The 18,911-nt window shown below is 66.3% G+C and carries 20 protein-coding genes; 12 read left to right on the plus strand and 8 right to left on the minus strand.

Features of this window, described 5'->3' with window-relative positions:
- The first annotated feature begins 117 nt into the window (after nt 1-117).
- Entirely contained in the window at nt 118-951 is an 834-nt protein-coding gene (locus A5752_RS03400) for an SDR family NAD(P)-dependent oxidoreductase (protein ID WP_231983315.1), read from the plus strand.
- Here A5752_RS03400 and A5752_RS03405 read toward each other — a convergent pair.
- The 7 genes from A5752_RS03405 to A5752_RS03435 form a co-directional block, all read right to left on the minus strand.
- On the minus strand, nt 948-2,138 hold the full coding sequence (locus tag A5752_RS03405; RefSeq protein ID WP_502686635.1) for an acyl-CoA dehydrogenase family protein: 1,191 nt from the start codon (nt 2,136-2,138) through the stop codon (nt 948-950). The two genes, A5752_RS03400 and A5752_RS03405, sit on opposite strands and share 4 nt — an antisense overlap.
- On the minus strand, nt 2,077-2,736 hold the full coding sequence (locus A5752_RS03410) for a nuclear transport factor 2 family protein (protein WP_067082085.1): 660 nt from the start codon (nt 2,734-2,736) through the stop codon (nt 2,077-2,079). Before A5752_RS03410 ends, A5752_RS03405 begins: the two co-directional genes overlap by 62 nt.
- Nucleotides 2,733-4,382 (minus strand): class I adenylate-forming enzyme family protein, encoded by a 1,650-nt coding sequence (locus A5752_RS03415; RefSeq protein ID WP_067082088.1) that lies wholly within the window; start codon nt 4,380-4,382, stop codon nt 2,733-2,735. The genes A5752_RS03410 and A5752_RS03415 overlap by 4 nt, the downstream gene beginning before the upstream one ends.
- Nucleotides 4,379-5,119 carry an enoyl-CoA hydratase-related protein gene (locus A5752_RS03420; protein ID WP_231967475.1) on the minus strand — a complete coding sequence of 247 codons (741 nt, stop codon included), beginning with the start codon at nt 5,117-5,119 and terminating at the stop codon, nt 4,379-4,381. Before A5752_RS03420 ends, A5752_RS03415 begins: the two co-directional genes overlap by 4 nt.
- Before the next feature lie 103 nt (nt 5,120-5,222).
- Complete coding sequence (locus A5752_RS03425) at nt 5,223-5,972, minus strand: SDR family NAD(P)-dependent oxidoreductase (protein ID WP_067082094.1); 750 nt, start codon at nt 5,970-5,972, stop codon at nt 5,223-5,225.
- A complete protein-coding gene (locus A5752_RS03430) occupies nt 5,962-6,585 on the minus strand; it encodes a TetR/AcrR family transcriptional regulator (protein ID WP_067082275.1) in 624 nt (207 codons plus the stop codon). Before A5752_RS03430 ends, A5752_RS03425 begins: the two co-directional genes overlap by 11 nt.
- Before the next feature lie 2 nt (nt 6,586-6,587).
- Entirely contained in the window at nt 6,588-7,427 is an 840-nt protein-coding gene (locus A5752_RS03435; protein ID WP_156613576.1) for a MaoC family dehydratase, read from the minus strand.
- Nucleotides 7,428-7,524: 97 nt separating this feature from the next.
- Between A5752_RS03435 and A5752_RS03440 the strand changes: the two genes are divergently transcribed.
- Genes A5752_RS03440 through A5752_RS03490 form a run of 11 tightly spaced genes read left to right on the plus strand, consistent with a single transcriptional unit; the run spans nt 7,525 to nt 17,737 of the window.
- Nucleotides 7,525-8,598 (plus strand): LLM class flavin-dependent oxidoreductase, encoded by a 1,074-nt coding sequence (locus tag A5752_RS03440; protein WP_067082098.1) that lies wholly within the window; start codon nt 7,525-7,527, stop codon nt 8,596-8,598.
- A 29-nt stretch (nt 8,599-8,627) separates the two neighbouring features.
- Nucleotides 8,628-10,088, plus strand: coding sequence for a class I adenylate-forming enzyme family protein (locus A5752_RS03445; RefSeq protein ID WP_082963726.1), 1,461 nt, complete (start codon nt 8,628-8,630; stop codon nt 10,086-10,088).
- Nucleotides 10,085-11,254, plus strand: coding sequence for an acetyl-CoA acetyltransferase (locus tag A5752_RS03450; RefSeq protein WP_067082104.1), 1,170 nt, complete (start codon nt 10,085-10,087; stop codon nt 11,252-11,254). Before A5752_RS03445 ends, A5752_RS03450 begins: the two co-directional genes overlap by 4 nt.
- On the plus strand, nt 11,251-11,646 hold the full coding sequence (locus tag A5752_RS03455) for a Zn-ribbon domain-containing OB-fold protein (protein WP_067082106.1): 396 nt from the start codon (nt 11,251-11,253) through the stop codon (nt 11,644-11,646). Before A5752_RS03450 ends, A5752_RS03455 begins: the two co-directional genes overlap by 4 nt.
- Entirely contained in the window at nt 11,643-12,044 is a 402-nt protein-coding gene (locus A5752_RS03460) for a nuclear transport factor 2 family protein (RefSeq protein WP_067082109.1), read from the plus strand. The genes A5752_RS03455 and A5752_RS03460 overlap by 4 nt, the downstream gene beginning before the upstream one ends.
- Nucleotides 12,045-12,101: 57 nt before the next feature.
- A complete protein-coding gene (locus tag A5752_RS03465) occupies nt 12,102-14,123 on the plus strand; it encodes an alpha-ketoacid dehydrogenase subunit alpha/beta (RefSeq protein ID WP_067082112.1) in 2,022 nt (673 codons plus the stop codon).
- Entirely contained in the window at nt 14,120-14,347 is a 228-nt protein-coding gene (locus A5752_RS03470; RefSeq protein WP_082963728.1) for a biotin/lipoyl-containing protein, read from the plus strand. The genes A5752_RS03465 and A5752_RS03470 overlap by 4 nt, the downstream gene beginning before the upstream one ends.
- On the plus strand, nt 14,344-15,189 hold the full coding sequence (locus tag A5752_RS03475) for an enoyl-CoA hydratase/isomerase family protein (RefSeq protein WP_067082115.1): 846 nt from the start codon (nt 14,344-14,346) through the stop codon (nt 15,187-15,189). The genes A5752_RS03470 and A5752_RS03475 overlap by 4 nt, the downstream gene beginning before the upstream one ends.
- A 16-nt stretch (nt 15,190-15,205) precedes the next feature.
- Nucleotides 15,206-16,177, plus strand: coding sequence for an NAD(P)H-dependent flavin oxidoreductase (locus A5752_RS03480; protein ID WP_067082118.1), 972 nt, complete (start codon nt 15,206-15,208; stop codon nt 16,175-16,177).
- The gene (locus A5752_RS03485) at nt 16,174-16,971 is read left to right on the plus strand and encodes an enoyl-CoA hydratase/isomerase family protein (protein ID WP_067082121.1); all 798 of its coding nucleotides are present in this window, start codon (nt 16,174-16,176) and stop codon (nt 16,969-16,971) included. Before A5752_RS03480 ends, A5752_RS03485 begins: the two co-directional genes overlap by 4 nt.
- 4 nt (nt 16,972-16,975) lie before the next feature.
- Nucleotides 16,976-17,737, plus strand: coding sequence for an enoyl-CoA hydratase/isomerase family protein (locus tag A5752_RS03490; protein WP_067082124.1), 762 nt, complete (start codon nt 16,976-16,978; stop codon nt 17,735-17,737).
- Here the strand turns inward: A5752_RS03490 and A5752_RS03495 are convergent.
- Nucleotides 17,709-18,911, minus strand: coding sequence for an acyl-CoA dehydrogenase family protein (locus A5752_RS03495; protein ID WP_067082127.1), 1,203 nt, complete (start codon nt 18,909-18,911; stop codon nt 17,709-17,711). The genes A5752_RS03490 and A5752_RS03495 overlap by 29 nt on opposite strands.

Consider the following 18,911-nt stretch of genomic DNA (forward strand, 5'->3'; position numbering starts at 1 on the left):
CAGTGTTCCGGTGTTCCGGCGCACCGTCGCCCACCTCGCGAGGCTCGGAGAACACAGGGTGAACATAGTGACATCACTCGTCTAGATGTTTAGTCTCGCACGATATCGGTTGGCGCAGTGACCGGCAAGAAGGGGGCCAGCGTGGATCTCGGGGTGTCCGGACGCAACTTCATCATTGTCGGCGGGACGACCGGCATGGGATTCGCCGCCGCCGAGGAGCTGGCTCGCGACGGCGCCAATGTCGCGCTCCTGGCGCGCGACGGCGAACGGGCAACCGAGAGGGCGAACCGGCTGTCCGACCGATATGGGGTGAACGCCGTGGGAATCAGCGTCGACGCCGCCGCCACCGGCGATGGCGTGCAGCGCGCCGTCGATGAGACGGCCGACCGGCTCGGCCCACTGCGCGGCCTGGCCGTGACGGCGGGCCCGATGAGGCAGCAGGGCCCGTTTCTCGAGCACGGCGACGATTCGTGGGACTGGTACTACCAGATGATCCTGATGGCGACGGTGCGGTCATGCCGCGCGGTCATTCCCCATCTGCAGCGCAACGGGGGAGGGACGGTGGTGACGACGGCCGCGTATTCGGTACGGGCGCCGAAGATCCTCATACCGCCCTACAACGCGCTCAAGGCCGCCGTCCTGACGCTTTCCAAGATCCTCGCGAAAACCCATGGGCCGGACGGAATCCGGGTGAATACTATCTGTCCCGGCTTGTTCGACACCGAGGTGAACGATTTCATCCGCGCACAGCGCGCGACGGAATACGACGTGCCGCTCGACGATGCGATTTACACGCACCTGGCCAGCAATCCGGCGTGGAACATGCGCGTCGCGCTCGACCGGGGTGGGCGCCCGCACGAAGCCGGCGAGTTGATCGCGTTCCTACTGGGCGAGCGGGCCGCCTACATGACGGGCGCCGTGATCAACATCGACGGCGGCACCGACTTCTAGATCCCGACCCGGTCGGCGAGCAGGCCGCGGTGGTACGTGGCGTCGCCCAGCAGCTGCGCGGACGACCTCGCTCGCTTGAAGTACAGGTGCGCGGGATGCTCCCACGTGAACCCGATACCGCCGTGGATCTGAATGTTAGCGGCGGCGGTCTTGGTGAATACGTCCGAGCAGTACGCCTTGGCCAGGGACGCCGCAGCGGGCAGTTCGCCCGCTTGTCCGGCCGCCGCCTGCACGGCGTATTGTGCTGCGCCGCGGGCACACTCGATCTCCAGCATCAAGTCGGCACACTTATGGCGGATCGCCTGAAACGACCCGATCGGCCTGCCGAACTGTCGGCGCGCCTTCGCATAGTCGACTGCCATTTCCAGGCAGCGCTGGGCACCCCCGACCTGTTCCACGGCCAGGCAGGCCGCCGCGATGTCCAGGGCATGTGACATCGCGGGCCGTGCCTGCCCCTCGGCGCCGATCAGCTGTGCGGGGGTGTGCTCGAAGTCGATGCGGGCTTGGCGCCGCGTCGGATCCAATGTTGACAACGGCCGGCGGTGCAGGTTATCGGTCTCGTCGACCGCGAACAGCGATATGCCCGCATTGGTGCGGGCCGCCACCAGCAGCAGGTCTGCGATGTGCCCATCCAGTACAAATGTCTTGGTGCCGTCGAGGGTCCAGCGTGAACCGGTAAAACGTGCGCTGGTCTGGATGTCGTCGACATCCCACCGACCGGACTGCTCTGTCATTGCCAGCGCCGCAACCGTCAGTCCCGATGCGATGCGCGGCAGATACGTCGATTTGGCACCGGTGTCTGCGCAGCACATCAGAACGCTGCCGGCCAACACCACCGACCCGAAGAACGGACCGGGCAGCAGGGCACGCCCGAACTCCTCGACCACCAACGCCAGTTCCTGGAGGCTGTACCCGCTCCCACCGAATTCCTCTGGGATGGCCAGACCCTGAAGCCCGAGTTGGTCGGCGAGCTGGAACCACACGTCGCGGTCGTAACCGTCGGGAGTCCCCATGACACGGCGGACTTCGCTCTCGGAAGACTTGAGCTCGAGAAATGCACGGACCGTCCGGCGAAGTTCGTCCTGCTCCGGTGAAGGGGTGAAAACCCATGCGGTATCGCCCATCTCAGCCATCCCGCGGGTCGTCGTCGGAGTGGCCGGCGGGATGGACCCGCGGTTCGGCGGCATTGCGGCGCAGTGTGCGCAGCCACGCGCCCACCGGTGCCGGGGCAGGTACCGGTTTGTCGGGACGGCCGGATTCGGCGTTGTGGAACTCCTGCCACGACGGAAACGCATCGTGCCAGCCGCCGTCGTGGGGCGGGGTACCCGGCCACCGCATCTTCCGCTCGCCCAGCGGAGGATGGGTGATGTCGCTCTCGTACCAGAACAACGGCGTGCGCTTGACGAAGTACCAACGACCGTCCCGACGTTGATAGGTGTCCAGGTAAGCGAGCATCTCGATCAGCCAAACCGACTCTGTCTCCAAGTCATTGCGCGAATAGACTAGGCCCGTGGCGTTGTCGGCGTCGTGGATGTCGATGACGTGGCCGTGCACACCGTGTGCGCTGCCCAACAGGTCGTGCCGCAGCTCGCGGTCGTACCAGGAGCGCAGCGCCGCGCGGCCGCGACGCTTTCCGGGAACCTTCACGTCGTCGACGAACAGATTGACCAGGGCATCGAGGTCCCGCATATCCAACGCGACCGCGTATTTCGCCGCGAGCTGGCGGATCTCGTCGAGCGCCTCCAGGCGTTCGATTCGGGCCTCGAGTTCGGCCGACGACGTCACGAGAGTTCTCCGGTCGCCATCAACTCGGTCAACCGTGCTTTGTCGATCTTGTTGGTCGTGGTGTAGGGCAAGCGGCGGGGATCGGGGAGGATCACCCACTTCTTGGGCACCTTGTACGCCGCGATCTGCTCACGGCACGCGGCCGCCAGGTCCTCGGCCGATGCGGTGCGCCCCTCGTTGAGCACCACGGCGGCACTGACGATCGCGCCCTTGTCCGGATCTGGTACGCCCACAACGTAGGCGATGCGTACCGGGTCGATGCGAGCCAGTGCGGCCTCGACCTCCACCGGGGCGACGTTCGTGCCGGCGGTCTTGATCATCTCGTCGGTGCGGCCCGCGAAGTACAGATGGCCGTCGTCGTCCCGATAGCCGGCATCCCTGGTGTGCAGCCAGCCGTCACGGTCCACCACCTCATGCCAGTGCTTGCCGACCATTCCACGCAGCAATGCCGTTCCGCGCACACAGATCTCGCCGGTGACGCCGTTGGGCACTTCGTTGCCCGCGTCGTCGACGATCTTGTGCTCGTAACCGGGCGCTGCGACACCCAGCGACCCGCGCTTGGCCTCGGGCAGCTCCTCGTGCGGGGGCCACCACGTGTGCGAACTGCAGGTCTCGGTCATTCCCAGCTGCGCGACCCGCAGCGACGGGTCAGGCGTGCGTCGCCCGGGGGGTAGCAGCACCTGCTGGTAACCCTCGCGCAGGCTCGACAGATCGGCGGCGGCGAAGTCGGGATGGTTGACCAGTGCGGGGCCGATATGAAGAAAACCCGTCGTGTAGGTGGCCTTTTCGCTTTCGAGGAGACGTAAGACCTCGCCCGCGTCAAACCGGTACTCGGTGAGGATGGTCGCACCCACTTGCATGGGGCCGAGCATCCCGAAGACCAGTCCGGCGACCCAGAAGAACACCATGGGTACGTAGATTCGGTCATGGTGGTCCCATTCGTGGGCGGTGGCGATGAACCGGGAGTGGGTGATCGCTGTCCCGTGAGTGTGGATGATGCCCTTGGGATTTGACGTGCTGCCCGAGGTGTAGATGACAAGCATGTCGTCCGCCGCCCGCACGGTGGATTCGCACGACCGAAGGAAACCGGTCGGCACCGGGTCGGGCCAGGCGCTCGGCCAGCGGCGGCCGGGCCCGCCCAGCGGAAGAACGTTACGTAACTGGGGTAGTCGCTCAATCCGCAGTTGTCCGTCGACCTCGTCGAAGTCCCCAGCGGCGGATTCGATGCGCTCCAACAGATCCTTGCCCAGCAGGGTCTCGACGGCCAGCAGCGTGTGGACGTCGGCATGGCGGAGCACCCAATGCAGTTCGCCGGGTTGGAAAAGGGTGTTGATCGGCACCGCGACCGCCCCGATGCGGGTGGCCGCGAGGAACGCGGTGACGAAGTCGGGGCCGTTGGGTGCCAGTATGCCGACTCGGACCCCCTTGGTGACGCCCGCGGCGAGCAGGCGGGCCGCCATATCGGCGGATCGGGCCTCCACCTCTGAGTAGGTGATTCGTTCGACGGTGCCGTCGCCCGTCGTGGAGACGACGAAGTCGTTCGAGCCGTGACGGGAGGTGACGGCGCACAGCATCGCGGGCAGCACCGCGTCGTACGGGAGCGGTTCGTAATGAAATGCTCTGGCAGCCCCCGTCGGTCGAGTCATTCGACCACCCAGCGCGGTTCACGTTTCTCGGCGAACGCGGCCATTCCCTCTCGATAGTCGGGATGGGTCATCTGATGCTGCAGTACATAGCGGTAGGCCACGTCGTGCGCGGCGTGCAGGCCGACGTCGAGACTGGACCACATCGCCTTGATGGAGGCTTGCACGGTGGCGGGAGACAGCTTGGCGATCGACAAGGCGATCTCGCGTGCGCGCTCCTGCAGGCGCTGTGCGGGCACCACCTCATTGATCAGGCCGATCTCGTGGCCCCGGTGCGCACTGATGCGCCCGTCCTTGGTCAGCAGTGCGAGCTGCATCACCATCGACAGCGGCATGCGTCGCAACAGAACCGCCGGCTCGAGCGCGAACACGTTGCCGACCGCCAGATGCGTGTCGATCAGCTCAGCGTGTTCCGCGGCGATGATCAGATCGGCGTCGGCGACCTGATGCAATGCGCCGCCCACCGCCATACCGTTGAGTGCGCATATGACCGGCTTCCACACGTTGTGATGCAACCGCGAACCGGGAACCTTGTTGCGGATACCGCTCTGCGCCGTGGCTCGGATGTCCTGTCCGGCGCAGAACGCCCGGTCGCCGGCACCGGTGATGATCGCCACGCGGATGCCGGGGTCGTCACGCACCTGGCCCCAGGCCCATCCGAGCTCGGTTCGGGCCAGATCGTCGGTGGCGTTGAGCCGCTCGGGGCGGTTGATCGTGATCGTCGCGACGTGATCGCTCACGTCGAACAGAATTCTCTTCAGATCCACCGAATCCCCCGGGCTCGAGGCGCGAACAGCGGTAAACAGAGTAGCAGAAGATGTCTCATCGTTCTGTGAGTTGCGGTCATGGGATCCACTGCCCACCTGAGACCGAGATGAGCTGACCGGTGAGATGTTTGGCCTCCGGCGAGCACAGGAACGCGACCGTGTTGGCCACGTCCTGCGGCTCGCCGATGCGGCCCAGCAGCGTCGACGAACGCATGTGCTCCAGCTCGTCGTCGGTCTTGCGGGACAGCAGCCACGGCGTTGCGGTCGTACCCACGACCACCGTGTTCACCCTGATGCCGAACGGCGCCAACTGCACCGCCATCAGCCGGCTCAGGCCTTCCACTCCGGCCTTCGCGGCCGCGTAGGCCGGCGGCCCGGTCCGGACGCCGTGAGCCGACACCGAGCTGATGTTCACGATGACTCCGGATTTCTCCTCGACCATCTGCCGAGCAACGACCTGCCCCATCACGAACGTGCCCTTGAGATTGACGTCGACGATGCGGTCCCAGTCCTCGTCGGTTTGATCGAGAAAGCTGGCGGGCAGGGTCATTCCGGCGTTGTTCACCAGGGCGCGAATGGGACCGTGCTCAGCGGTGAGCTCGCGCATCGCCCGCTCGACTGACGGGCGGTCGGTGATCGACAGCTCCAACGGCACCAGCAGCCCCGCACGCCACGCGGGCGACTCCTTGGCACGCGCGACCGCCTTGGCGTTGACGTCGACCGCCGCGGTGCGGTATCCGGCCTCGATCAACGCCTCGACGATCGCTTCGCCGATGCCGCGCGCCCCACCGGTGACTACCGCTACGGGGCGTAGCTCATCCGACACGACGACTCCCGGCCTGCTTCGACTCGCGCTCGATTCGGTTGATCGACGGACGCAGCAGGTGCACGGCCTCCGACATCATGGCGGCCAAATCGCCTGTCCCACGGCCCGATACCCACAGGTCGATTGCCGTTCGGTTGGCACCGTTGACCAAGCTTGCGGCCAGTCGGGGACGCATGTCGACATCGGGCTCGACGTCCAACCACCGCGCCACTTCGACCGTCATCTGGTCGATCCAGTCGTCGTTGATGCGAAGCATGGTGGCCCGCAGGGCCGGCAGTTCGCCGTACATCGCGGCGCGCACCAGGAAGATCTCTGGGTTCTCGGCGATGGCGGTGGCCACCGCTTCGGACGCTTCGGCCAGTGCGTGCCACAGCGAGCCGGAGTGAGCCGCGCGGAATCGCCGGATCGCCTCCGCCAGACGGTCGGCGTACCCGTGGAAGAGGATGTCGTCCTTGGCAGCGAAGTGGTGAAAGAACGTTCTCGGTGCGACGCCGGCCACCTCCGCGATCTGCTCGACAGTGGTTTGTTCGTATCCCCTGGTGGTGAACAGCTCGATGGCAGCCGCGATCAGTGCCTCGCGATTTCGCCGGCCTCGTGCGCGCCGTTGATCCATGCTCAGCATCCTGCCAATGTCGCGGTGCCGGAACGCAGGGAAACGACGTCGCCCTGCACGGTCCGGAAGTGAACGCGCGTGCCGTCGCGCCAGATTTCCGTGCGCAGTTGCGCATCGAGCTCGACCGGCTTTGCGAATCGGCAGCTGATGGAGGTCAGTGCCGCCGGATCGCCCCCGCCCGCGAGGGTGATCAGGGCACGTGCGGCGAACCCCAACGTGCATAGACCGTGCAGGAAGACGTCGTCGAAACCGAACTTGCGGGCCACGGCGGGATCGATGTGCAGCGGGTTGCGGTCACCGCTCAGCCGGTAGATCGCCGCCTGTTCGGGCCGGACGTCGTCGGTGTGGACCCCGTCGGGTGTGCCCTGCGGGGTGTCGACGGTAGCCGGTCCTCGCGACCCTCCGAAACCTCCCGCTCCGAGCACCATGGTCTGCGAGGACGCGCGGAAGAGGGGACCCTCGTCGTCGACTCCGACCGACGACACCTCGATGGCAGCGTGCTTGCCGGTGTCCCACAGCGCCGACACCTCCGCGGTGACACTCACCTCGCCGCTGGGGCGCAGCGGACGTTCGAGTTCCAGCGATTGGGCCGAATGCACGATCGGGGCCTGACCGAGTTGCAGCGTCGTACGCAGATCCTTGACCGCCCACCAGTTCGCGATCAGCGCGAAGGTGGGAAGGACCGCGGGCCCGCAGTGCTCATCGAGCAGCTGCCGTTCCGCCGGCGGGCGCGCCCCGACCCCGAGCGCGTAGAGGATGCAATCCGTCTCCGTCCAGCGGTAGGTCGTGGGGGCCAGGGTGGTGCCGACCATGCTGGCGGACAGGGTCGCAGATGCGGTCACATGGCCCTCCACGGCGATAGAACGGATTGACGTGATCTGTTCAATCGTGCAATATAGTCGCAGTAACTGCAACTACATTCTCAGCGGAGGCGATGACATGCGGTTCGGCGTGTTCATCCTCGGTGACAAGCCCAATCACCTCAGCCACCAAGATGTCCTAGCCAATGTGCTCGAGGAGGTGCGGTGGGCCGAGGAACTCGGCTACGACGAGGTCTGGCTCGCCGAGCACCACTTCTCGCCCTACGGCACCCTCGCGGATCTGCCCCTGGTGGCTGCGGCGATAGCGGCGCAGACCGAACGAATCCGCATCGGTACCGCATGCATGGTCGCCCCGTTCCACGATCCGATCCGTCTCGCCGAGCGCATCGCCATGGTCGACAACCTCAGCGGAGGGCGGTTCGATGCCGGTTTCGGACGCGGCTACCAGGCGCACGAGTTCAAGGGTTTCGGAATTCCGATGGATGAGGCCACCGCGCGGTATCAGGAATGCGTCGAGATCGTCAATTTGCTGCTGGCGCAGGAGAATGTCACCTACTCAGGTAAGTATTGGCAGCTGGAGGACGTCACCATCCATCCCCGACCGGTGCAGGATCCCATTCCCGTGTGGGGCACGGTGATGAAGACGCCGTCGAGCTTCGAGTGGTTGGCCGACAAGGGATTCGGTGCGATCATCGGCAATCCGTACCAGGTCGACCCCGACCTGCAGGGAGCTTTGGACATCTACCTCGAGACGCAGGCCAAGATGGGGCTCACCGCGGCCACCGGCAACGTTTGGGCATTATTGAACGCGTTCTGTCACTCCGACGACTCGTTCGCCAGAACCTATCCGCAGGAGAGCGTCGAGTTGTCCATCCAGACGCACCGCAAGTACTCCAGCCCGTTCGAGCGCGGCGGCGACATCCCGGCGGACTACAAGGCGTATGCCGACTGGTTCGACAAGCACGACAAACAAAGCTACGAGCAGGTTCTCAACTCGCATCTCACGCTGATGGGCAGCCCCGATCGCATCATCGAGAAGATGCGCACGGTCATCGACATGGGCTGGCGCAACATCATGTTGCGCATGTCGCGCGGTGGCGCGATGGATCGCGCCAAGGTCCACGATTCGATGAAGCTCTTCGCCGAAGAGGTGATCCCGGTGGCAAGCGAACTCGCGGCGGCGCCGGCTTGAGTCAGCAGCTCACCGCTCGCATTCGAGCCGTGCTGGCGCTGGACCCGGCGGCCCCCGCCGTCGAGTACGACGGGGCGTGGACCGACTGGGGTGCCATCGCTGACGTCGCAACCGAAGTCGAAAGGCGTTTGACGGCAGCGGAATTGGCTAACGGCGCGCCGATCGGACTCGTCCTGCGCAATCATCCGGCGATGGTGGCGGCGATGCTGGGCGTTCTGCTCGCCAACGCCTGCGTCGTCACGATCAACCCGTCGAACGGGGACACCCGGCTGGCCTCCGACATCGAGGAGCTGCGCCTGCCCGCCGTTGTCGCAACCGGCACCGATTGGCAGCGACCGTCGATGGTCGCGGCGGCTGCGGGCGCGGTCGGTCTCGAGGTTAGTACGACGCCACCGACCGTGGAGGTCGTCGCCGGCTTGGAGCATCCGGGCGCCGGGCCCTTCCGCACTGAACCACCCGGTGTGGCGGTCGAGATGCTGACCAGCGGCACCACCGGCCCGCCGAAGCGGGTTCCGCTGTCATACGACTCATTTGCACACACGCTGTCGGCCGCGGGTGCCCACTACGGCTCGAGTGACGCGGGAGGCTTGCGCCTGCGCTCGGGCGTCGCCATCGTCAGCTCGCCGCTGGTGCACATGTCCGGCCTGTTCCGCACCCTACTGAACCTCTGCGAAGGACGCAGGATCGCACTGTTGGAGCGGTTCCGGGTGGCGGATTTCGTCGACGTCGTCGTGCGCCACCGGCCCAAAGCGGTGAGCCTCGTGCCGTCGGCGCTGGCGATGGTGCTCGACGCCGATGTGCCACCTGAGGTGTTCTCCAGCGTGCAGGTGGTCACCTCCGGTACGGCGCCACTGCCGGTGCCCGTTCAGGAGGCCTTCGAGGCGCGGTACGACGTCGCGGTGTTGCCGTCGTACGGGGCCACCGAGTTCGCGGGCGGCGTCGCGGGCTGGAACCTGGCACTGCACCGTGAATGGGCAAAGGCGAAGCGGGGCAGTGTTGGTCGTCCGCAGAGCGGCCGCGAAGTGCGCGTCGTCTCGGTCGACGACGGCAGTGAGCTATCCGCAGGCGGTCAGGGCCTGATCGAGGTCCGGACTGACGGCGGCGAGTGGGTTCGCACCACGGATCTCGGCCGGGTCGACGAGGATGGCTTTCTGTACGTCGACGGCCGCATCGACGACGTGATCATCCGAGGTGGCTTCAAGATCGCCCCGGCGGACATCGTGGCCGCGCTGCGCGGTCACCCTGCCGTGCGTGACGCCGGAGTCACCGGACTTCCCGACGAGCGCTTGGGGGCTGTGCCGGTCGCCGCCGTGGAACTCGTCGACGGTGCGCAGGTCGAACCCGACCACCTGCTCGATTTCGTCGGCCAGCACCTCACCCGATACCAGGTGCCGGTGCAGCTGCGGATCGTCGACGAACTTCCGCGCACGCCGTCGTTGAAGGTGAGTCAGCCCGGGCTGCGCGAACTGTTCGAACAGGAGAACGTGTGAATCGCAACATTCGTGGCGCCGCCGCCGTCGTCGGGGTCGCCGACGAGGTGTCACCGTCGGGTGTCATCGATGTGCCGCTCCGTGAGCTCGAAGCGCGTGTCATCAGCGCCGCGCTCGCGGACGCCGGCCTCTCGCTGCGCGATGTCGACGGTCTGTGCACATGCACCGGTGGTACGTTGATGCATTCGGTCGAGTTGGCCGAATACCTCGGGATCACACCGCGATTCACCGATGCGACGCAGACCGGTGGCGCGAGTTACGGGCTGTACATCGAGCACGCCGTCGCCGCGATCTCCGCCGGCCTCGCCGAGACCGTGGTGATCGTCTACGCCTCGACACCGCGTGCGGCGCGCAAGCGCGGCGAGAAGGGACTGGGTGTGTTCGCCACACCCGAACGCCTCGAGTGGGAAACACCGTTCGGGGTGATGCTTCCGATCAGCGCGTACGCACTCGCCGCCAGTCGCCACATGGCGGCCTACGGCACCACGGCCGAGCAGCTCGCACAGATCGCGGTCGACACGAGGGCGTGGGCGGTGCGCAATCCGCGCGCACATCTGCGCGACGCGATCACCGTCGATGACGTCCTCGACTCGGGCTACCTCGCCGAACCCGTCCACAAGCTCGAATGTTGTCTGGTCACCGACGGCGCAGCCGCGATCGTCATCACCAGCGCACAGCGAGCGCGTGATCTCGGCAGGCCCGTCTACGTGTTGGGCGCGGCGTCGGCGGCATCGCACGCGATGATCACCCAGATGCCCGACCTCACCGTCACTCCCGGTGCGGTGTCCGGTCCGACGGCGTTCGCCGCCGCGGGTCTGACGCCGGACCAGATCGACGTCGTGCAGTTGTACGACTCGTTCACCATCACCGTGCTGCTGGCGTTGGAAGATCTCGGATTCTGCAAGAAGGGGGAGGGCGGAGCGTTCGTCGCCGACGGTGTGCTCGCGCCCGGCGGCGCCCTTCCGGGCCAGACCACCGGCGGCGGGCTCGCGTACACACATCCCGGCGCGTTCGGGGCGTTCCTGCTCGTCGAGGCCGCCCGCCAGGTGCGCGGTGAATGCGGCGAACGACAGGTGCCCGGCGCGCAGACCGCCCTGGCGCACGGCACGGGCGGTGTGTTGTCCGCGACCTCCACGGTCATCCTCGGATCGGAGGCGACGTTGTGAGCGAAGGATTGCCGGTACCCGAACCAACCGCGGTCTCGGCACCGTTCTGGGCGGCGACGCGGGAACATCAACTGGTGATGCAGCGGTGCGAGTCGTGTCTGCGACTGGTCTGGTACCCGCGGCATGTGTGCCCGCACTGCGGCGAGTTCTCGTTGCGCTGGGAGCAGCTCAGTGGACGAGGCGTCGTCTACGCAGTGAGCGTGCACCATCGTGCCGCACATCCGGCCTTCGCGGACCGGGTGCCCTACTCGGTGGTGCTGGTCGACCTGGACGAGGGCGCCCGAATCATGTCGAACGTGTTCGGTCCACCCCCCGCGGTCGGGGATGGGGTATCGGTCGCGTGGTTACCCCTGGACGACGGCCGCCACCTGCCCACCTTTCAGCCGCTATGAGTGGCGCCGACCTGCGGCGAATCCGCGAAGCCACGGTGCTGCGCCACGTCGCGGCCGAGAACGATCGCGACCTCGAGGCGGTGATGGCCACCTTCGCTCGTCCACGTTATGAAATCGTGCCCACCGCAACGGTTTACGATGGTGATGCGGCGGTCCGCCAGATGATCCTGCAGCAGTGGGAGGAACTGCCGCGGATGCGTTACACCGCGGAGGGCATCTACCACGGTCCCGACGGGCTGATCGTCGAGACCAGGACGACCTGCCCGGGTACCGCCTTCGACATGCTCAGCGTCAACCTGTTCGGCTTCGACGGAGACCGGCTGATCCTCGAGCGATGCTATTTCGACCGGATGCTGTTCGCCGAGCAACTGAAGACAGTGAGCAGACAGAACGATTGAACACATTTCGTCATGTTGTAGAATCGTGCAGCCGAAGTGTGCGGGCAAGGAGACTCAATGGCCACCCAGTTGGACACCGAGGCGCAATCAGCGACCACCGATCGCGCCATCGAGTTGTACCGCCGAATGAGCAAGGTTCACCATGCCGATCAACGCGTCCGAAAGGGCTTGTCGTCCGGTGAGATCGCGATGAGCTACTGGCCGGTGGACGGTCAGGAGGCGATGTCGGCGGGTGCGGCGCTGGCGCTGTCGGATTCCGATCAACTCGTGGCCACCTATCGCGGCCTGGGTGACGTCGTGGCCAAGGGTATCGACCTGGCCGGCTATTTCGGCGAGATCCTCGGTCGGGAAACCGGCCTGTCGCGGGGTAAGGCAGGGGCGATGGGGATCTCCGATCCCGACCATGGGATCGCCTGGACGACCGGCATCGTGGGGGCGGGCCCGCTGATCGCGAACGGCATCGCGTTGGCCGCGTCGATCCGCGGCACCGGACAGGTGGTTCTCGTCAGCTTCGGTGACGGCGCCACCAGCATCGGCTACGTCCACGAGGCCATGAACATGGCGGCGCTGTGGTCGCTGCCCGTGGTGTTCTTCTGCCAGAACAACGCCTGGGCGGAGTGCACGGCGATGTCGCGGTACACCCGGACCACGACGTTGTCGACACGCGCCGGTGGGTACGGAATGCCGGGTGTGACGGTCGACGGCACCGACCCGCAGGCCGTGTACGAGGCCGTGTCCGAGGCGGTCACACGCGCACGGTCGGGTGAAGGTCCCACATTCGTGGAGGCGCTCGCCTATCGACTGCAGGGCCATTATTTCGGCGATGCGATGGCCTATGCCGATCCCGACGAGCTCGCCGCCAAGCGCGCCGACCCGCCGTTCGCCCGCTATCGGCAGCGCCTGCTCGATGGCCGGATCGCCACCAGCGACACGCTCGACGCGATCGACGTCCAGGCGGCGGAGGAGATCGAGGCCGCCTTCGCCTCGGCGCGCGACGCCGCTCCGCTCGACGTCGATGAGTTGACTCGTGATGTCTTCGCCGACAACGGATCTGCATTGTCGGCACAGAGTCAGGCGCACCGGGGCGTGCCCGACGGCGACACCGAGGATCTCGGGCTGGTCCAGGCGATTCACCGGACCCTCGACCGTGCAATGGCCGTCGACGACTCGATCGTCCTGCTGGGTGAGGACATCGGCGATCGGTCGGGCGGGGGAATGTTCAAAATCACCGCGGGTCTGTCAGCGAAGTATGGGGAGAACCGGGTGCGCGACACCCCGATCGCGGAGTCGTCGATCATCGGCGCCGCCCTCGGCGCGTCGCTGGCCGGTCTGCGCCCCGTCGCCGAGTTGATGTTCATGGACTTTCTCGGCGTGGCGATGGATCAGATCGCCAACCACGCCGCGAAGGTCCGCTATATGTCTGGCGGCCGTCAGGGCGCACCGCTGGTGATCCGCACGATGGTGGGAACGGCTGCCGGACCGCAGCATTCGCAAGCCCTCGAGGCGTGGGCGATGCATACGCCGGGACTCAAGGTCGTCTGGCCCAGCACGGCAGCCGATGCGGCGGGGCTGCTCAACGCGTGCCTGCGCGAAGAGGATCCCTGTCTGTTCATCGAGTCGATGAAGCTCTACTACGGCGGGGGCAAGGGGCCGGTCCCACTGGCGGATTACGTGATTCCACTCGGGCAGGCCGACGTCAAGCGGGCGGGCGCCGACGTCACCATCTGCACGTACGGCGTGATGGTGCATGCCGCCCTCGAAGCTGCGAAAGAGCTGGAAGGTCAGGGCGTTTCGGTGGAGGTTGTCGATCTGCGGACACTCGTCCCGCTGGACCTCGCGACCGTTTTGGACTCCGTTCGAAAGACCAAACGCCTTGTTGTCGCCCATGAATCGGTCGGCTTCTGCGGACCGGGCGCCGAGATCGCGGCTGCCGTCGGCACCGAGCTGTTCGGCGTGCTGGCGGCGCCGATACAGCGGGTCGCGGGGACGTACACCCCGGTGCCCCGGGCCGCAACGTTGGAGGCGGCGTGCCGTCCGGGTGCTGCTCAGCTTGTCGAAGCGGTTGGGAGGATCGTGTGACCGAAGTTCGGATGCCTAAACCCGGTGACGCCATCACCGAAGCCGAGGTGACGCAGCTGTACATCGCCGACGGGGAGTCCGCGACCGAGGGCGACCCGTTGTATGCGATTGCCACGGACAAGGTCGAAATGGACATCGAGGCACCGGCATCCGGTGTGGTGGCGTGGAAGGTCGAGGTCGGTGGCACCTACGACGTCGGCGAGCTCGTCGCCGTGATCTCGTGAGCGGACTGCCGGACTCCCTGCGGGTCGATCTCGGTGCACCGGAGCTGATCGGCGAGATCGCCGGTGACACATTCACCGTCACCATCAACCGTCCGGAGAAGCGCAACGCGGTAACCGCCGACGGCTACCACGGAATCAAACGTGCGGCGATGATCGTGGCCGACGAACCGGATCTGCAGTTCCTGGTCATCACCGGATCCGGCGACGTGTTCTGCGCGGGCGGCGACATGAACTCGGTGAGCAATCCCGATCGTTCGTGGGACTCGTTCACCGAGGCGTACGACGCTACGCCGTTCGAAGTGCTCGGCAAGATCCCGAAAATCGTGCTGTGCGCGGTCAACGGCATCGCGATGGGCGGCGGGCTGGTGATGACGCTGTTCGCCGATCTCGTGATCGCCTCGGATCAGGCCCGGATGCGGGTGCCGGATCTGACCCGCGGCGTGTACGAGGCGTTCGTCGCCGCACGCATTCCGCAACGCATCGGTACATTGCGCGCCAACCACATGATCTACGGGAACGACTGGATCGACGCCGCCGAGGCTGAGCGGATGGGACTCGTCGGCAAGGTCGTCTCGCACGACTCACTTGCCGCCGAGACGCAGACCCTGCTCGACCGGGTTCGGCAGACCGGGCCCGCCGCGCGGGCGGCGATGAAGCGCGAGATGGCGCGCGCTCTGCCTGCCGTGGACGTCAGCGGCTACTGGTCGTCGATCGGAACGTCAGAACAGATCGAGGCGTTCACCGCCTTCCTTGAAAAGCGCGCACCGCGTTGGTCGGTCAGCTCAGACCGTGATGCATTCGTCCATACCCGCAGACCGGCCTGGTTGCCGTCTGACTCCTGAGAGGATCTCGACACCGTTGATCACCACACGATTCACCGAGGCATTCGGCATCGAACACCCGATCGTGCAGGGTGGTATGCAATGGGTGGGGCGCGCGGAACTGGCCGCAGCGGTGTCGGAGGCGGGGGCGCTCGGTTTGATCACCGCGCTGACCCAGCCGACACCTGCGGACCTGGCCAACGAGATCGCCCGCGCCCGCGATCTAACCGACAAGCCGTTCGGGGTGAACCTGACGATTCTGCCGACCATCGACCCGCCGCCCTATGACGAATACCGGCGGGTGATCGTCGACGCAGGCATCAAGATCGTCGAGACGGCCGGGTCGAACCCGGCGCCGCATCTACCGATGTTTCACGACAACGGGATCAAGGTGCTGCACAAGTGCACCTCGGTGCGGCATGCGGTCAAGGCGCAGAGCCTCGGTGTGGACGGCATCAGCATCGACGGCTTCGAGTGTGCGGGTCATCCGGGTGAGGACGACATCCCGGGGCTGGTCCTGATCCCCGCGGCTGCCGAGGAAATCGAGATCCCGATGATCGCGTCCGGTGGTTTCGCCGACGGCCGTGGTCTGGTGGCCGCGCTGGCGCTCGGAGCGGACGGCATCAACATGGGTTCGCGTTTCATGTGCACGGTCGAGTCGCCGATACATCAGAACGTCAAGGAAGCGATTGTCGCGGCCAGCGAACTCGACACCGAGCTGATCTTCCGGCAACTGCGCAACACGGGGCGCGTCGCCAGCAACGCAGTTTCACGTGAGGTCGTCGAAATACTCAATCAGGGAGGTCAATTCGAGGACATCGCCCATCTGGTCGCCGGGAAACGCGGGGTGAAGGTCTACGAGACAGGCGATCTCGATGCCGGGATCTGGTGGGTCGGTACGGCGATGGGTTTGATCGAGGACATCCCGACAGCCGGCGAGCTCGTTTCACGTATTGTCGCCGAGGCTGAGGAGACCATCACCAAGCGACTGGCCGGGGCGCTGCGATGACAGAACTGCCGAACGGCACTTCGGAGCTCACCGGGTGCGACGAACTCCTGGTGGCCAACGATGGTCCGGTCCGGATCGTCACGCTGAACAACCCGGACAATGCGAACGCGGTGAATAACCGGATGCACGGCGCATTCACCCGGCTGTGGTCCGCGCTCGGGGACGACCCGGATGCGCGGGCCGTCCTGCTGACGGGGACGGGCGACTTCTTCTCCGCGGGTGGCGATCTCGTCGAGTGGTTGCGCACCCACGTCGAAAACCCGGTCACCCGCCGCGAGGGCATGCGCGATGCCCGTCGCATCGTGCGCGACATGGTGGATTTCCCGCTGCCGATCGTCGCGGCGGTCAACGGTCCTGCCGTCGGGTTCGGCTGCAGCATCGCCGTGCTGTGCGACATCGTATTGATGTCGGACAAAGCGTTCTTCGCCGATACGCACGTTGCCAGTGGCCTTGTCGCGGGTGACGGAGGCTCGGTGCTCTGGCCGCTGATGATGAGCCTGATGAAGGCCAAGGAGTATCTGCTCCTCGGCGAGCGCATCCGGGCAGACAAGGCGGTCGAGCTGGGGCTGGCCAATCGGGTGGTGCCGCACGAGTCGATCAAGCAGGAGGGTCTCGCGCTTGCGCATCGGCTCGCGGACCTGCCGGCGCGCGCGGTGCAGGACACCAAACGGACCCTGAACCTGCACGCCGAGCGCGCGGTGACCGCCATCCTCGACTACGGGATCGCAGCGGAGACCGAGTGTTTCACCACTCCGGAACACCGGGCTGCGATCGACAAGTTCCTCAACCGGTAGCGAAATGTCCGGCGGCAGTGCACCACTGGTGCTACGTGAGGACAGGGGCGCCGTCGCCCTGCTGCTGTTGAATCGCCCGACGCAGCGCAACGCCTTGCGTTACGAGTCGTGGACCGAGTTGTCCGAGCAGCTGTCGGCCGTGACCGCCGATTCGGACGTGCGTGGCGTCGTTCTGGCCGGTGAAGGCGGATTCTTCTGTGCGGGCGGTGATCTCAAGACCGGCCCGGCGCAGGGTACCGGGCCACTCGCGCCGGCAGGCCGTGTCGAGCATGCGCAGCGGGTCATGGAGCAACTCAAAGCCGTGCCGGTACCGACGGTCGCCGCGGTCGAAGGCGCAGCGGTGGGACTCGGCTGGAGCCTCGCCCTGGCGTGCGATCTCGTCGTCGCCGCATCGGACGCGTTCTTCAGCGCGCCGTTCGTTGCGCGGGCGGTTGTTCCCGACGGGGGATTGGCATGGCGGCTCACAAAGCAGGTCGGCAAACACCGCGCGGCGTCGCTGCTGCTGCGTGGCCACCGGATGACGGCGTCCGACGCGCAACAGGCGGGACTGGTCACCGACGTCGCCGAGCCCGGCTCGGCCGTCGACCACGCCATCGCCGTCGCTGTCCAATTGGCGGAATCCGATGCGGGCGCGGTCGAAATGACCAAGCGACTGATCCATTCGGCGGAGGCAGCGCAGTTGGCGGCCTTCCACCCGCTGGAGCTGGCGATGGCGGCCGTGGCCCAACAACGCTCCGCTAGCGCGGAAGCCCGAGACCAGTGGTAGAGATCAGGTCGCGCTGAATCTCGCTCGTACCGCCGCCGATCGTGTGTATGAGCGACAACAGCAGCCCCTCCGAGAAGTGGCCGTCCAACACCGCGTCCGGATCATCGGGCATCAATGCCCCTCTCGGGCCGAGGATCTGGGCGCCCAGCGCACGCAGCTCCGCGGTCAACTCGGAGTGGTACAGCTTCGACAGCGAGGGCAGCGCCGGATCGAGCGCACCGGCCGCCTGCAGGTGGGCGACCCTGTAGGACAAGGCCCGCCCGACCTCGACGCGCTCGACCGCCCTGGCCAACGCGATGCGATTCGTCGGATCGGCCAGCGGGTCATGGGCAGACCCCCGCTGTGCGTGGCACCAGTCAATGAGCTCATCGAGATAGCGCTGGGCCTGCGCAGCGCGCGTGACGTTGGAGCGTTCGGCGTCCAACAGAGCCTTGGCGACCTTCCAACCCTCACCCTCGGTGCCGACCATGTTGGTCGCAGGCACCCGGACGCCGTCGAAGAATTCCTCGGCGAATGTCGGGTATCCGGTCATCGACCTGATGGGGCGGCGAGTGATGCCCGGGCTCGACATGTCGACGAGGAAGAACGAGATGCCCTCCTGGCGTTTCTCGGCGACCGGTGATGTCCTCGCGAGCACGAAGATCCAGTCGGCCAGCACACCGTTGCTCGTCCATGTCTTCTGACCGTCGAGGACATAGTGGTCGCCGTCGCGTCGTGCGGTCATCCGCAGTGCGGCGAGGTCGGATCCGGCCTCGGGTTCGGAGTAGCCCTGCGCCCACATCCGCTCCGAGCGCGCGATCAAGGGCAAGTGCTCCTGCTGTTGTTCGGGGGTGCCGAACCGAAACAGCACGGGCGCCAACATGTTCACGCCGTTGGTGTTGACCAGCGGTGCGCCCGCGTAGGCCAGTTCCTCACGGATGACCACCTGCTCGACGACGCCGAGGCCGCCGCCTTCGAACTTCGCGGGCCAGTGCGGAACGAACCACCCCTGCGCGTGCAGGTCGCGGCAGAACGCCACGGCGCGTTCGTGTGCGTCGCGCGGCAGGTAGTCGGGGTTGGCCGCGGTGCGCCGAAACTCGTCGGGCAGGTTGTCGGACAACCAGTTACGGACGCGCGCGCGTAGCTCTTCGACGTGCTCGCCGCCGCCGAACCGGACGATCGGCTGCAGTGGCAC

Origin of the sequence: Mycobacterium sp. 852002-51961_SCH5331710 (genome assembly GCF_001665535.1) — a bacterium.
Taxonomy (GTDB): Bacteria; Actinomycetota; Actinomycetes; order Mycobacteriales; family Mycobacteriaceae; genus Mycobacterium.